The organism is Streptomyces fungicidicus (genome assembly GCF_003665435.1).
Classification (GTDB): domain Bacteria; phylum Actinomycetota; class Actinomycetes; order Streptomycetales; family Streptomycetaceae; genus Streptomyces; species Streptomyces fungicidicus.
The window spans coordinates 663,516-677,073 of sequence record NZ_CP023408.1 but is presented as its reverse complement, the minus strand read 5'-3'; the positions used below and the strand labels follow the sequence as shown (position 1 = coordinate 677,073).

Genomic DNA, 13,558 nt, shown 5'->3' with positions numbered 1-13,558 from the left:
GTGTCACGTGTCGTCGTTGGCGCAGCGGAAGCCCAGGTTGGCCGAGGAGGACTCCGGGGTGTTGGACGAGCGGGCCGCAACCCGGTAGCGGTTGCAGTAGGAGTCGTGGCAGAGGTAGGAACCGCCGCGCAGCACCCGTGCGGTGCCGGTGTCCGGGCCGTGCGGGTCCTCGGGGGCGGAGTGGGCGTAGTAGGCGGGTGAGAACCAGTCGGCGCACCACTCCCACACGTTGCCTGCGGTGTTCCACAGCCCGAAGCCGTTGGGACGGTAGGACTTCACCGGTGCGGTGGTGAGGTGGCCGTCCTCGGCGGTGTTGGTGTGGGGGAAGCGTCCCTGCCAGATGTTGCAGCGCCAGCGGCCGTCGGGGGTGAGCTCGTCGCCCCAGGCGTAGCGGCGCCCGTCCAGGCCGCCGCGTGCCGCGTACTCCCACTCCGCCTCGGTGGGCAGGCGTTTGCCCGCCCACCGGGCGTAGGCGCTCGCGTCGTTCCACGAGACGTGGACGACGGGGTGGTTCTGCCGGCCGGTGACGTCGGAGCGGACGCCTTCCGGACGGCGCCAGTGGGCGCCCCTGACGTTGATCCACCAGGGCGCCCCGGCCGCGTTGCCCAGGATGTCGGCGGCAGGGGCGTCGACCACCAGGTGGAAGACCGCGGACGAACCGTGGCGTTCGGCGTCGGTGACATGGCCGGTGGCCTTGACGAAGGCGGCGAACCGGGCGTTGGTGACGGCGGTCTCGTCGATGTGGAAGGGCGTCAGGCGCACCGGGTGGACGGGGGTCTCGCCGTCGGCCCGGTATCCCTCGCCGAAGGCGTCGCCCATGGCGAACTCGCCCCCGGGCAGGCGGACCTGCCCGCGGGTCGAGCGCTTCCCCGCGGCGGGCAGGGGCGCCGGCGCGGTGACGGCGACCGGTGCGCCGGACGGCGTACAGCAGGGTGCGTGCGGCCCGGTCATGGCGAGTCCGGGTGGCCGGCCGGCCGGTACGTGGACTCGTCGAGGCCGCTCAGGGTGGGGTCGTGGCCCACCTCGCCGACGTCGTACATGGAGGTCATCCAGTGGTGGAAGTTGTCGCCGCGCTCCCGCAGCAGCTCGTACAGGCGGCGGGTCATCCGGGAGCGGACCTCCGCCTGTTCGGGATGGTCGTGGACGTTCTGCAGTTCGTCCGGGTCGGTCCACAGGTCGTACAGCTCGTTGACCGAGTCGGGGTTGACGACCAGTTTGTAGCGGTCCTCGCGCAGCATGCGCTGCGGGTAGGGGAAGTGGTGGCCGTGGAACTCGCAGACGATGTCCTCCGCCCAGTCCGCCTCCTCGCCGTGCACGAGCGGCAGCAGGCTGCGCGAGTCGACCGCCGGTTTCGGGTCGATGCCCGCGAGCTCGAGCACGGTCGCCGTGCAGTCCAGCAGGCTGACGAACTCGTCGCGCACGACGCCGCCGGGGGCGCCCGGGACGCGGAGCAGACCGGGGGTGCGGTAGATGTCCTCGTACATCGCCGGGCCCTTGTCGTGCAGCCGGTGGGAGCCGGTGAACTCGCCGTGGTCGCAGGTGAAGAACACGGCGGTGTCGTCGGTCAGTCCGAGACGCCGCATGGCCTCCATGACCCGGCCGATCTGTCTGTCGATCAGCGCCACATAGCCCCAGTAGACCGCGATGAGCTTGCGGGTGGTCTCGATCGGCATGGTGTCGAAGGTCCAGTGGGCGCTGTAGTTGCGCTGCACCGGGGGTTTGCCGTGGAAGGTCTCCGCGATGGACCGCGGGAGTTCCACGTCGGCCGGGTCGACCAGGTCGAAGTACTCGTCGGGGAGGATGTACGGCAGGTGCGGTCCGAAGAAGTGCAGGGCGAGGAAGAAGGGCTGGTCCCGTTCCCGGGAGTCCGCCGCGTACTGTTCGAGCTTCTCGATGGCGCGGGTGGCCAGGTAGTGCTCGAAGGTGGCCTCGACGGGCTGGTGCAGCCGGGCGGCGAGCAGGTTGCCGGGGCCGCCGTTGGGCAGGGTGCCGCGGATGCGGTCGCTGATCCGGTACGGCGGCAGCCCGTGCTCGGCGAGGTGGGCGAGGTAGTCCGGGTGGTCCACCGGGTTGTGCCAGCCCGGCAGTTCGGGGCCGTCGAAGCCGTAGTCGGCCGCCGTCCGGCGGGTGCCGACGTGCCACTTGCCGATGAGACCGCAGTTGTAGCCGTTCTCCCGCAGCGCCCGGGAGAACGTGAACTGGTCCTCGGCGAGGTCCTCCAGGTAGCCGACGTTGCGCTCGTGGTTGGCGAGCAGCTTGTGCCGGAAGGGCGCCTGGCCGGTCAGCAGGCTGGCGCGGGCCGGGGTGCAGATCGCGGTGGGGGTGTACCAGCGGTCGAAGCGGGTCCCCGTGGCGGCGAGTTCGTCGAGCTCCGGGGTGTGCGCGAGCGGGTTGCCGTACGCGCCGAGCGTGTCCGCCCGGTGCTGGTCGGTCATGAGGAAGAGGATGTTCTTCCTGGACGTGCCGGACTCGGTCACTTGCCCGCTCCGATGAAGAGGTCGCCGGTGTAGTACTTCTCGGGGTCGACGGGCTGCTCGAGCTTGCCCGCCTCGACGAAGTAGTCGTTCATTCCCTTCAGCCACGTGCCGATGGTGCCGTCCTCGGTCAGCCTGTCGAGCTCCCCGACGTCGAGCACCTTGTTGTTGGCGGCGTCGGCCTCGACCTGTTCGACGGGGATCCTGAGCTTGTCGGCGGTGAGGGCGATCGCCTCGTCGGTGTGCGCGGCCCGGAACTCCATGGCCTCGCGCAGGACGGCGAGGACCTTCCTGACCTTCTCCGGGTTGTCGGCCACCAGCTTGTTGCCGGCCACGAAGGCCGTGGGGAAGGAGATCTCGTCCTCGAAGTCGGTGTTCTTGGCGAGTTCCTGCAGGTCGGGGATCTGCTTCTTGATGGTGGCCGTCGCGGGGTACCAGAAGCCGGCTCCGTCGACCTTCTTGGAGGAGACCGCGGACACGATGGTCGACGGGTCCATGGGGACGATCTTCAGGTCGCTCTTGGTCATGCCCGCCTTCTCCAGGGCGAGCGTGAGGATCATGTCGCCGGAGGTGCCTTCGGGAACGGCCACCGTCTTGCCCTTGAGCTGCCGCATCGAGGTGATGCCCGGCTGGGCGATGACGCGGTCGGAGTTGCCGAGGGTGTTGATCGCGACGACCTTGGCCTGGCCCGAGGCGGGGAGCCACATGGCTCCCGGTCCGATGTAGCCGAAGTCGAGGTTGTCCGTGCCGAGTGCCTGGATCTGCAGCGGCCCGTTGGTGAAGACCTTGCTCTCCGCCTTCAGTCCGTGCTTCTTCCACAGGCCCTTGGCGTCGGCGACGGCGATGAGGCTGGCGCCGTTGAAGTCGCCGATGTAACCGAAGCGCACCGTGTCGTCCGACCCGCCGGAGGAGCTGCCGCCGCAGGCGGTGAGCAGGGCCGTCGCGGCCACTGGGGCGAGGGTGGCGAGGACGTGTCTGCGTGTGATGGAGCGTGGCATGGCTGCTGGTCCCTTTCCGGGTGCTTCAGGTCGTCGCGGAGCCGGCGGCCGCGGGGGCGGCGGTCCGGCCTTCCTGGTGGTAGACGGAGTGCCACACGCGGTTGCGCAGCGCGGCGAACTCGGGACTGAGGCGGAACGCCTCGTCGCGCTCGATCGCGGGGTCGACCTCGATGACGTCGTAGACGCGGCCGGGGCGGGCCGCCATGACGATCACACGGTTGGCCAGGAACACGGCCTCGTCGACGTCGTGGGTGATGAACAGCACCGTGCGTCTGTCCTGGCTCCACGTCTCCAGCAGCTGCTCCTGGAGTGTGACCCGGGTCAGGGCGTCGAGGGCGCCGAAGGGTTCGTCCATCAGGAGGATCGAGGGGTCGACGGCGTAGGCGCGGGCGATGGCGCATCGCTGGCGCATGCCTCCGGACAGGGTCTTGGGGAGCGCGTCCGCGAAGCGTTCGAGTCCGACCAGCTCGATGAAGTGATCGGCGCGGGCGCGGCGTTCGGCCTTGGGCACGCCCGTGGTCCGCAGCCCGAACTCGACGTTCTGGCGCACGGTGAGCCAGGGGAAGAGGGCGTACTGCTGGAAGATCACGCCTCGTTCGGGGCCCGGTCCGGAGACGGTCGCGCCGTCCACCAGGGCACGGCCGGCGGTGGGGGTCTCCAGGCCGGCGAGGATGTTCATGAGTGTGCTCTTGCCGCAGCCCGAGGGGCCCACGACGGTGACGAACTCGTGCTCGGCGATGTCGAGGGAGACGTCGTCCAGGGCGGTGAAGGTGTCGCGGCCCAGGGCGAAGGTCTTGGTGACGCCCTGGACGGATATCTTGGCCGGCTTGCTGGTCATCGGCGTTCCTGCCATCCGGTGAGCTTGCGTTCCGCGAGGAGCAGGATGCGGTCCATGAGCAGACCGAGGATCCCGATCGAGATCAGTCCGACGAAGATGGTCGGCAGGTCGTAGTAGAGCTGGGCGTTCTGCATGCGGTAGCCGAGGCCCTCCTGGGCGGCGATCAGCTCCGCGGCGACCAGGGTGGCCCAGGCCGAGCCGAGGCCGACCCGCATGCCGACGAGGATGAAGGGGGTGGAGGCGGGCACCACCACACGGGCGAAGATGACCGCGTCCTTCGCTCCCAGGACCCGTGCCGCGTTGATCAGTGTGCGGTCGACGTTCACCACGCCCTGGAACGTGGAGATCACGCAGGCGAGGAACGCGGCGAGGAAGATGACGAAGATCTTCGGGGTCTCGTCGATGCCCATGACGACCACGGCCAGCGGGATGATCGCCAGCGGCGGGACGGTGCGGAAGAACTGGATCCAGGGTTCCATCAGGCCGCGGGCGATGCCGTACCAGCCCATGAGGAAGCCGACCGGTACGGCCGCGGCCGTACCCAGCGCGAAGCCGATCAGTACGCGGGTGAGGCTGGCGAGGACGTCCTCGCCGAGGGTCCCGTCCTCGATCAGCGTCCCCGCCCGGGAGACGACCTCCGGCGGCGTCGGCAGTTTGAACCCGGCGGACGCCAGGGCCCACCACAGTGCGATGCCCAGGGCGACGGACACGGCGTTGAGGGCCAGGGGAAGCCCGCGCCGGCCGGTTCCCGGACGCTCCGCCGCGGTCTTCTTGGCGTCCGGGGGCCCGGTGTCGTCCGCGGCCGGGGTCGTCTCCCCGCCGGCGGGGTGGCGCGGTCCGGCTCGCCGCTTGTCAAGGACGGACATGGACGGCTCCTTCGATGGTGGGATCGTCGGTCCCCGGACCTGCCGTCACATCGGTGGTCTCGGGGTACCGCGCCAGGAGTGGGGAGTTGTGGAAGACCGCGGCGAGGGCGCCGATGGCGCCGTCGTCGTCCGAGAGCCGCGCGGCCTCGACGGCCGGACCGGCCGACGCGGTGGGGAAGAGGTCGGCGGCGAGGGTGGCGGCGACCTGCTCGACGATGACGGGCGCCAGCTGCGTGATCTCGCCGCCGATGACGACCTTCGCCGGGTTGAGGGTCATCGTCGCGGCTCCGACGACGCGGCCGAGCGCGGCGGCCGCCTCGCGCAGCACCCGGTCGACGACCGGGTGGGCACGGGAGACGGCGTCCGCCAGGTCCCGCAGGTTCTCCAGGGGCAGGCCGAACTCCCAGCAGGCGGCGAGGATCGCGGGGACCGAGGCGACCGTCTCCAGACAGCCCCGTTTGCCGCACCGGCACGGCCGGCCCGCCGGTTCGACGGTCACGTGCCCGAGCTCGCCGGCCAGCCCCGACGAGCCGGTCACCAGGTGCCCGCCGACGACGAGGCCGCCGCCGACGCCGTCCGACAGGCGGACGTACACCAGGTCGGCGACGCTGTCGGCGCCGGTGATCGCCTCGGCGAGGGCGGCCAGACGTGTGTTGTTGTCGACGATCACCGGGGCGTCGAAGCGTTCCGCGAAGGCGACGTCGACGCCTTCCGGGGCAGGGCGCAGGACCGTCCCCACGGGGGTGGCGCGGGACGGGGCCGAGCCCTCCGGGGCCGGGTAGGGCCCCGGCACGCCGATGCCGATGCCCTGGAGCGCGCCGAAGTGGACGTCGGCCTCGGCGGTGAGCCGCTCGACCAGCCCGAGGGCGAGCCCGGTCCGCTCCTGCCAGGGGGTCGTGTCGTCGTACCGGGCCGCTCCCGAGGCCATGACCTCGTGCGAGGCGTCGGCCACGACGACATGGACCCGGCGGTGGCCGAAGTCGACGCCCATGAACTGCGCCGACGCGGGATCGAGCGCCAGCCGCGCGGCGGGCCGGCCGCTGCCCTCCCGCTTCGAGGCGTCGGTGTCCACGACCACGATCGCGCCTCGTTGCAGGAGGTGTCCGGTGATCTCGGAGAGGGTCGTGCGGGACAGGCCCACGACGCGGGCGATCTCGCCGCGGCTCATGGCGCCGTTCTCCTGCAGCGCACGAAGGACGCGTTCCTCATGGGTACGCCTGACCAGTGCGTGCACTCCGCTGGGCATCTGCATGCCGGTCAACGTAGGGAGACCGGATTATTCCGTCAACACTCCGACAGAAAATTGCAATGAAGCGTTCATACGTGCTGATCGGCTCGCGCCCAGCTGCCTGGGTTTCCAGGATTATTCGTCCGCCCTGTTGACGTAAATGCACCGGCGTTCGCATGCTGTGCCGCACACCCCCGTCACCCGGCTCCGCCCTGAGCCGCCGATGGGTTCCGGCGGGGCCGACGAAGGAGAACGCGACTGATGACCGGTGCCGAGAACCGTGTGCGCCGCCGCTCCTTGCTGGCCGGCGCCGCCGGCCTGGGAACGGCTGCCGCCCTTCCCGCGTCCACCGCGCAGGCGGCCCCGCCCGCGCCGTCACACGCCGCGTCGTCACGGCGCCGGCCGTCGAACTGGCCCGATCCCGAGCCCTACGGTGTCGCGGACACCCGGCTGGACCTGTGGCCGCGGGAGGACAACTCCTTCGTCCTCCCGCTGGAGCCGCGCCCCCGTGACCGGGAACTGGGCCGGGTGTGGATGCGGGACACCTACGTCAACTACTTCGTCGTCGGCGGGCGCCCCGTCTACGTGGCCACGGGCACCACCCGGGTGCCCGGGCTGGAAGCGGCCGGACCCTGGAACGACGGCATCTTCGTGTGGGTGGCTCCCTCACTCGAGGGGCCGTGGCGGCTGGCCGACACGACCGGCATCCGGCCGGACGCCGAGAAGGGCAAGGTGTGGTCGCCCGAGTTCGCGGGGGAGAACCGGCCCGGCCGTACCGTCGTCGCCCCCTGGCAGGAGTACTGGCACGACGAGCAGTTCGGCAAACGCGGCAACGTGTGGGCGTCGGAGGTGCACCACTTCAAGGGGAAGTGGTACATCGTCGCGTGCATGGGCGACCACTCCCGCAAGGTCGGCTCGTTCATGCTCGTGAGCGAGGGCGGCGTCGAGGGGCCGTACCGGCTGATCAAGGGGAATCTGGAGAAGCCCTTCGGCGACTCCTTCATCGGCGGGCCGGGCTTCATCGAGCCCGGCGCCTACCACCACATCGACGGCGGTCTGTACAGCGAGGGCGACGCCGCCTGGCTGGTGCTGCACAACGACCTGTACGCCAGGTTCCGGGACGACATGGAGGACATCGTCACGACGACGGACCTCCCCAGGTTCCGGCAGACGCCCTACTCCCCCGAGCCGTATCTCGAGGGCGCCTACGTGTTCAAGTACCAGGGCAGGTACTACCTGGTCCACGCCGCGTGGGACCGTACCTCGGTCGACGCCTACGGCAGCACCCGCAACGCCTACGACCCGCCCGGCACGGGGCGTGTGCAGTACCAGTACGACGCGATCGTCGCCGTCTCCGACCGCTTCGAGGGCCCGTACTCCGAGCGGTGGACCGCGGGCGTGGGCGCGGGGCACAACAACTTCTTCGAGGACCACCAGGGCCGTCTGTGGGCGACGTTCTTCCGCAACCCGGCCGCCGGGCACTGGAAGCACCCGGAGCGCGTCGGCGACGCCGCCGTGCCCGGGGTGGTGCGGCTGGAGTGGACCGGCCGGAAGGACGGCCGCCTGTACGTCGAGCGCCGCGCGACCGGCTGACCTCAGGCGGGCAGCGCGCGCAGGCTGCCGCCCCAGCGCCGCTCGCCGTCACCGGCCGGGGTCACGCGGAGCCCGAACGCGTTCTCCGCGAGGGCCAGGACGGCGTGCGGCCCGGCGGCCTGCCCCGCGGTCAGACCCAGCGGGCGCATGTACGGGCCGAGGCGCCACGGGTCCAGGCCGGTGGGCGCGACGGGCCGGAGCGTGTCGAAGCCGACCACGACGTCGCCGTCCACCGCGTACCGGAACCCGTGCATGGGCTTCTCGTTGTAGTGCAGCGCGACGGCCTCCGTGCCCCGTGAGACCGCGCGCAGGATCCGCTCGTCCAGCCCGTGGCGGCCGCCCCACTCCCAGGCCCATGTCCACGGGCCGTCGGTGCCCGTGGTCACCACGGGCTCGTCCTCGTCGAACAGCGTGTCGCCGAACTCGTCCTCCAGCTCCTCCGAGTCGTACACCGCCAGGGTGTCGGGGTCGACGCCCATGCGGGTCAGCAGCTCTCCGGGCGCCAGTCCCCTGGCGAAGGTGAGGGTGTAGAGGGGCACGTCGCGCAGGCGGAAGTGGTCGAGTCCGCGGTCCCCGTCGGCATGCTTCATGCCCGGCATGCTGGCACGGGAGCCCGAGTGGTGGGCGGGGGGTGGTGCGCGTACGGTCGAACGGTGGACTCCCGAAAGGGCGACCAGGCATGACCCGCAGCAGTCCGCGTTCGGCCGCCGCACCGCGTGACGCCGCCCGTGACAAGGGCGGCGGGAACGTGATGGCCCTGTTCGTCATCGCGTCGTGCCAGCTGATGGTGGTGCTGGACATCACCATCGTGAACATCGCGCTGCCGCACATCCAGAGCGCCCTGGACTTCTCCACGACGAGTCTGTCGTGGGTGGTCAACGCCTACACCCTCACCTTCGGCGGTCTGCTGCTGCTCGGTGGCCGGGCCGGTGACATCCTCGGCAGACGGCGCGTCTTCATCGTGGGCGTGCTGCTCTTCGTGGTGGCGTCCCTGCTCGGCGGGCTCGCCCAGAACTCCGGCCAACTCCTCGCCGCGCGCGCCCTCCAGGGCGTGGGCGGGGCCATCGCGTCCCCGACGTCGCTGGCGCTGATCAGCACCACCTTCCGCGAGGGGCCGGAACGCAACCGGGCGTTCGGGGTGTTCGCCGCGGTGTCGGCGGGCGGCGGCGCGATCGGGCTGCTCGCCGGCGGGATGCTGGTCGAGTGGCTGAACTGGCGGTGGGTGCTCTTCGTCAACGTCCCCATCGGCATCCTCATCGCCCTGGCCGCACCACGCTGGATCAAGGAGTCCGAGCGCCATCCGGGGCGCTTCGACATCACCGGCGCGCTGACCTCCACCGCGGGCATGGTGCTGCTGGTCTACGGGTTCATCAGGGCGGCGCAGGACGGCTGGCGGGACGCGCTCACGATGGCCTCGTTCGGGGCGGCCGTCGTCGTCCTCGTGGTGTTCGTCCTCGTCGAGAGGAGGTCCCGGCAGCCGATCACCCCGCTGCACATGTTCGCCGACCGCAACCGTGCGGGCACGTACGGCATCATGCTGTGCCTGGCCGCGGCGTTGTTCGGCATGTTCTTCTTCCTGACGCTCTTCGTGCAGAACGTGCTCGACTTCAGTCCGCTGCGGGCCGGACTCGCCTTCCTGCCGGTCAGTGCGGTCATCGCCGTCGGGGCCGGGCTGGCCTCGCGGTTCCTGCCGGTGTACGGCCCCAAGCCCTTCATGGTCGGGGGCGGGGTGCTGGCGGCGGCGGGCCTGGCCTGGCTGACCCTGACCGACGTGCACTCCACCTATGCGGGCAGCGTCCTCGGCCCGATGCTGGTCTTCGGCCTCGGGATGGGCATGGAGTTCGTGTCGCTGACGCTGATGGCGCTGTCCAACGTGCGCGTCCGGGAGAGCGGCGCGGCGTCCGGTCTGCTCAACGCCACCCAGCAGGTCGGCGGCTCGCTCGGCCTGTCCATCCTGGTCACGGTCTACGGCACGGCGAGCAGCAACGAGGCGGCGAAACAGGTCCCGCTCTTCTTGCGGCAGGCGAACCCCGCCGAGCTCACGCAGTTCCGCCGCACCGGGCAACTGCCCTCGCCCTGGGGCGACGAGGTCCTCACCCACGGTGTCTCGGCGGCCTTCGTCATGGCGGCGGCCTTCGCCGTGCTCGCCGCCCTGATCGCCGTGCTGGCCATTCAGGTCCGCCCCTCCGACCTGGAGCGTCTCCAGGGCGGCAGCGCGCCCGAAGCCGCCGGTGAGGAGCGGACCGTCTCCGGCGAGGAGTGAACGGTTCAGCGGCCGCGGCGGTGGATCGTCAGGTCGGCCACCACGGGCCGGTGGTCCGACGCCTCCGTCGCCACCGTGCGGGCGTCCCTCACCCCGATGCCGGGTGAGACGGTGATCAGGTCGATCCGCTTGACCGGCTCGGCCGCCGGATAGGTCGGGCCGGCGGCGGGGGCGGCGTCCCGCAGCCTCCCCCACAGCGGGGAGAGCTCGGGGGCGGTCGCCTCGGCGTTGAAGTCGCCGACGAGGACCTTCGGGCCGCGGTCGGCGGCGAGCACCTCGAGCATGTCCGCCACCTGGGCCTCGCGGACCGAGGGATCGGCCCGGTAGTCCAGGTGTGTGGTGTAGACGTGCACCCGCGCGCCCCGCACGCCGACCACGACCTCGGCGAAGCCGGGGGCCGGGGCGGGCACCGGGTCGGAGCTCTGGGTGGAGAGCCGGGTGATCTCGTGGTTCTCGGCGGCGAGCACCGGGTGGCGGCTCAGCACGGCGACTCCGTACTGCCGGCGCTCGCCGTCCGCGGTGGCCGGGTCCAGGTCGTAGATGGGGGCGAAGAACACCCGCATGCCCAGCCTGTCGGCCAGTGCGCGTGCCTCGTCGGCGAAGTCGCTCCGGGCGCCCCAGTGGACGTCGACCTCCTGCAGGCCGATCACGTCGGCGCGCAGACCGCGTATGGCCGCCGCGGTGCGGTCGAGGTCGAAGACCTGGTCCTCGCCGGCCCCGGCGTGGATGTTGTACGTCGCCACCCGCAGCGGGACCGCCGGGGCGGCGGTTCCCGGGGTGGCGGCGGCCGTCGCGGGTGCGGTCGTCGCCAGCAGGACGGCGGCGAGCACGGCGGCGGTGCGGCCGGCCCTGGCGGGGCGTACGGATCTGGGCTTCATGCGCTCTCCAGTCGGACGGGGACGGGGCCGGCACTGAACGGGGGTCAGCGGCGGCGTGGTCTGTTCATGGTGCGACCGGCGCCGGGCCGACGGAACGTCATACCGGCGGCAGTTCCGGGAATTTCACGCGGCGGGCGGGCCGCCTCACGGCGCGGGGACGCCGGGCGGCGCGCCGTAGCAGTGGACGGTCACCGTCCGGCCGGGGGTCCACTGCCGCTGGACCGTGGCCATCGGCTGCCAGCCGAGACGCTCGTACAGGGCCATCGCCGCGGTGTCGGTGGACACGACGTCGAGCACGGGATGCAGGCCGGCGTGCCGGGCCCGCTCGACGGCCCGGCCGATCAGCAGCGCGCCCACTCCGCGCCCCCTCGCCCGCGGTGCCACGAACAGCCGGCCGAGCACGGCGGTGCGATCCGGCGCCCTCCCGGCGCCGTGCTCGCTCCAGACGCCGGGGGCCACGTCGTCCGGGCCACCCGGGGCCAGGCTCACGTGCCCGGCGACTCGGCCGTCGGCCTCGACGATCCAGGCGCCCAGTTCGGAACCGCGCGAAAGCCATCCGGCGGGATCCTCCGGCCAGTTCACCGGATAGCCGTCACTGCGGTGGACTTCGCCGAGCACCCTGACGCACTCCTCCAGGTCGTCGCCGGTGCGGTCGCGGATCGAGGGGGCGGCGGTGTGCGTGGCGTCGGGGCTCCTGTGGGTCACCGCAGAATGCAAGCACAGCTTCCCCGCGACCGCCGCCGAGTTGCCTCGCCTTCCATGAGGACGCTCCGTCATGACCCGTCAGGCCCCCGGGGTTCCGGCCTTCTCGGCGGCCCGCTCCACGGAGGCGGGACGCTCCTGCGGCGCGGGGGCGGGCGCCGAGTTGAGTTCCGTGAGCATGGTCCTGGTGAAGCCGAAGTAGTAGGTCGCGAGGAAGCCGGCCGCGTAGCCGACGAGCAGGCCGGCGGCGTAGACGGCGACCGTCCGTCCCAGGCCGTGGTTGCCGTCGAGGAGGGGGAAGAGCGCCCAGCCCGAGGGACCGATGGCGGTGGAACCGACGTCGGTGCCCAGCTGGTTGAAGAGACCGACGAAGGCGCCGCCGAACGCGCCGCCCGCGCAGGCGGTGACGAACGGGCGGCCCAGGGGCAGGGACACACCGTAGATGAGGGGCTCCCCGACGCCGAGGAATCCGGGCCAGAGCGCGGACTTGATGGTGGTCCGGATCGAGGTGTTGCGGGGAAGCCGCAGGTAGATGGCGATCGCCGCGCCGACCTGTCCCGCGCCCGCCATCGCCAGGATCGGCAGCAGGACGGTGAAGCCCGCTCCCTCGATGAGGGTGGTGTGAATGGGGATCAGGGCCTGGTGCAGTCCCAGCATGACCAACGGCAGGAAGAGCCCGCCGAGGAGGAACCCGGCGCCCGCGCCGCCGTGCGACAGCAGCCAGTCGGCTGCGTCACCGATCCAGGTGGACACCTCACCGGCGAGGAACATCAGCCCGAAGAGGGTCGCCAGCCCGGCCACGAGCACCGTGACGGTGGGCGTCACCAGTACGTCGACGGCCTCGGGCACCCGGCGCCGGCACTGCTTCTCCACGTACACCCCGAGCCACGCGGCGCCTAGGGCGCCGAGCACACCGCCCTGTCCCGGTGAGAGGTGCCGGCCGAACGCCTCGACGTCGGCGACCCCGGCGTAGACGATGACCGACGCGACGGCGCCGCCCAGGACGGGTGTGCCGCCGAACTCCTTGGCCGTGTGGTAGCCGACGAAGACGGCGATCAGCGCCATGAACCCGGACGCCATGGCGGTCAGGGCCGGGGTGAGTCCCGGCAGCCAGTGCAGGTTGACCAGCAGGCCGTTCAGACCCGCGATGATGCCGCAGCCGATGAGGGCGGGGATCAGCGGCACGAAGATGTTCGCGATCCTGCGCAGGAACAGCTTGAACGGCGTGGCGTTCCTGGCCTTCCGTTCCGCCCTGAGCGCCGCTCCCTGCGCCGCGAGCTCCCCGGCCGTCACCGGTTCGGGCCCGTACTCCGGGGCGGCCGCGGACTTCTCCGCGTCGACGAGGGCCTCGAACTCCGGGGTGACCCTGGCGACGGTCCCCGGCCCCAGCACGATCTGGTACGTGTCGTCCTCGACGACCCCCATGACCGCGGGGAGAGCCTTGATGCGCTCGTCCTGTACGAGGGAGCGGTCGTGCAGCCCCAGCCGGAGGCGGGTCATGCAGTGGGCCACCGACGTCACGTTCCGCGCGCCGCCGACGAGCGGGAGGATGGCGGCAGCGGTGGCGTGATGCTTGTTCTCTTCGCTCATGGTGCGGTCATGCCTTGCTGTGAGGGTGCGGCTGTCGCGTGGGACGAAATTTACTTTCGCACTTCCCGGTTGGAGCTGAAAGATATTTTCAGCACGCCCGTGCGTCAAGGGTCCGGGGGCCGACACCC

The 13,558-nt window shown here is 71.4% G+C and carries 12 protein-coding genes; 2 read left to right on the top strand and 10 right to left on the bottom strand.

Features of this window, described 5'->3' with window-relative positions:
• Positions 1-3: 3 nt before the first annotated feature.
• Genes CNQ36_RS33315 through CNQ36_RS33290 form a run of 6 tightly spaced genes read right to left on the bottom strand, consistent with a single transcriptional unit; the run spans position 4 to position 6,422 of the window.
• Complete coding sequence (locus tag CNQ36_RS33315; protein WP_121549447.1) at positions 4-951, bottom strand: formylglycine-generating enzyme family protein; 948 nt, start codon at positions 949-951, stop codon at positions 4-6.
• On the bottom strand, positions 948-2,435 hold the full coding sequence (locus CNQ36_RS33310; RefSeq protein ID WP_240659576.1) for a sulfatase family protein: 1,488 nt from the start codon (positions 2,433-2,435) through the stop codon (positions 948-950). Before CNQ36_RS33310 ends, CNQ36_RS33315 begins: the two co-directional genes overlap by 4 nt.
• Before the next feature lie 38 nt (positions 2,436-2,473).
• Complete coding sequence (locus CNQ36_RS33305) at positions 2,474-3,472, bottom strand: aliphatic sulfonate ABC transporter substrate-binding protein (protein WP_121549445.1); 999 nt, start codon at positions 3,470-3,472, stop codon at positions 2,474-2,476.
• A 25-nt stretch (positions 3,473-3,497) separates the two neighbouring features.
• Positions 3,498-4,310: an ABC transporter ATP-binding protein gene (locus tag CNQ36_RS33300; protein WP_050782305.1), complete on the bottom strand. Its 813-nt coding sequence runs from the start codon at positions 4,308-4,310 to the stop codon at positions 3,498-3,500.
• Positions 4,307-5,176, bottom strand: a complete 870-nt coding sequence (locus CNQ36_RS33295; protein ID WP_004921387.1) for an ABC transporter permease — start codon at positions 5,174-5,176, stop codon at positions 4,307-4,309. The genes CNQ36_RS33300 and CNQ36_RS33295 overlap by 4 nt, the downstream gene beginning before the upstream one ends.
• Complete coding sequence (locus CNQ36_RS33290) at positions 5,163-6,422, bottom strand: ROK family transcriptional regulator (RefSeq protein WP_163013489.1); 1,260 nt, start codon at positions 6,420-6,422, stop codon at positions 5,163-5,165. The genes CNQ36_RS33295 and CNQ36_RS33290 overlap by 14 nt, the downstream gene beginning before the upstream one ends.
• Before the next feature lie 243 nt (positions 6,423-6,665).
• On the opposite strand from CNQ36_RS33290, the gene CNQ36_RS33285 reads away from it, so the two are divergent.
• Positions 6,666-7,997: a family 43 glycosylhydrolase gene (locus tag CNQ36_RS33285; RefSeq protein ID WP_121549443.1), complete on the top strand. Its 1,332-nt coding sequence runs from the start codon at positions 6,666-6,668 to the stop codon at positions 7,995-7,997.
• Positions 7,998-7,999: 2 nt separating this feature from the next.
• Here CNQ36_RS33285 and CNQ36_RS33280 read toward each other — a convergent pair whose 3' ends face one another.
• A complete protein-coding gene (locus tag CNQ36_RS33280) occupies positions 8,000-8,587 on the bottom strand; it encodes a DUF6461 domain-containing protein (RefSeq protein WP_240659519.1) in 588 nt (195 codons plus the stop codon).
• An 89-nt stretch (positions 8,588-8,676) separates the two neighbouring features.
• Between CNQ36_RS33280 and CNQ36_RS33275 the strand changes: the two genes are divergently transcribed.
• Entirely contained in the window at positions 8,677-10,260 is a 1,584-nt protein-coding gene (locus tag CNQ36_RS33275) for an MFS transporter (RefSeq protein WP_121549442.1), read from the top strand.
• Between the two features lie 5 nt (positions 10,261-10,265).
• Here CNQ36_RS33275 and CNQ36_RS33270 read toward each other — a convergent pair whose 3' ends face one another.
• From CNQ36_RS33270 to CNQ36_RS33260, 3 genes are all read right to left on the bottom strand, one after another.
• Positions 10,266-11,138, bottom strand: a complete 873-nt coding sequence (locus CNQ36_RS33270; RefSeq protein WP_121549441.1) for an endonuclease/exonuclease/phosphatase family protein — start codon at positions 11,136-11,138, stop codon at positions 10,266-10,268.
• A gap of 144 nt (positions 11,139-11,282) precedes the next feature.
• Positions 11,283-11,843, bottom strand: a complete 561-nt coding sequence (locus CNQ36_RS33265; protein WP_121549440.1) for a GNAT family N-acetyltransferase — start codon at positions 11,841-11,843, stop codon at positions 11,283-11,285.
• A gap of 78 nt (positions 11,844-11,921) precedes the next feature.
• The gene (locus CNQ36_RS33260; RefSeq protein ID WP_121549439.1) at positions 11,922-13,430 is read right to left on the bottom strand and encodes a PTS transporter subunit EIIC; all 1,509 of its coding nucleotides are present in this window, start codon (positions 13,428-13,430) and stop codon (positions 11,922-11,924) included.
• Between the last annotated feature and the right edge of the window lie 128 nt (positions 13,431-13,558).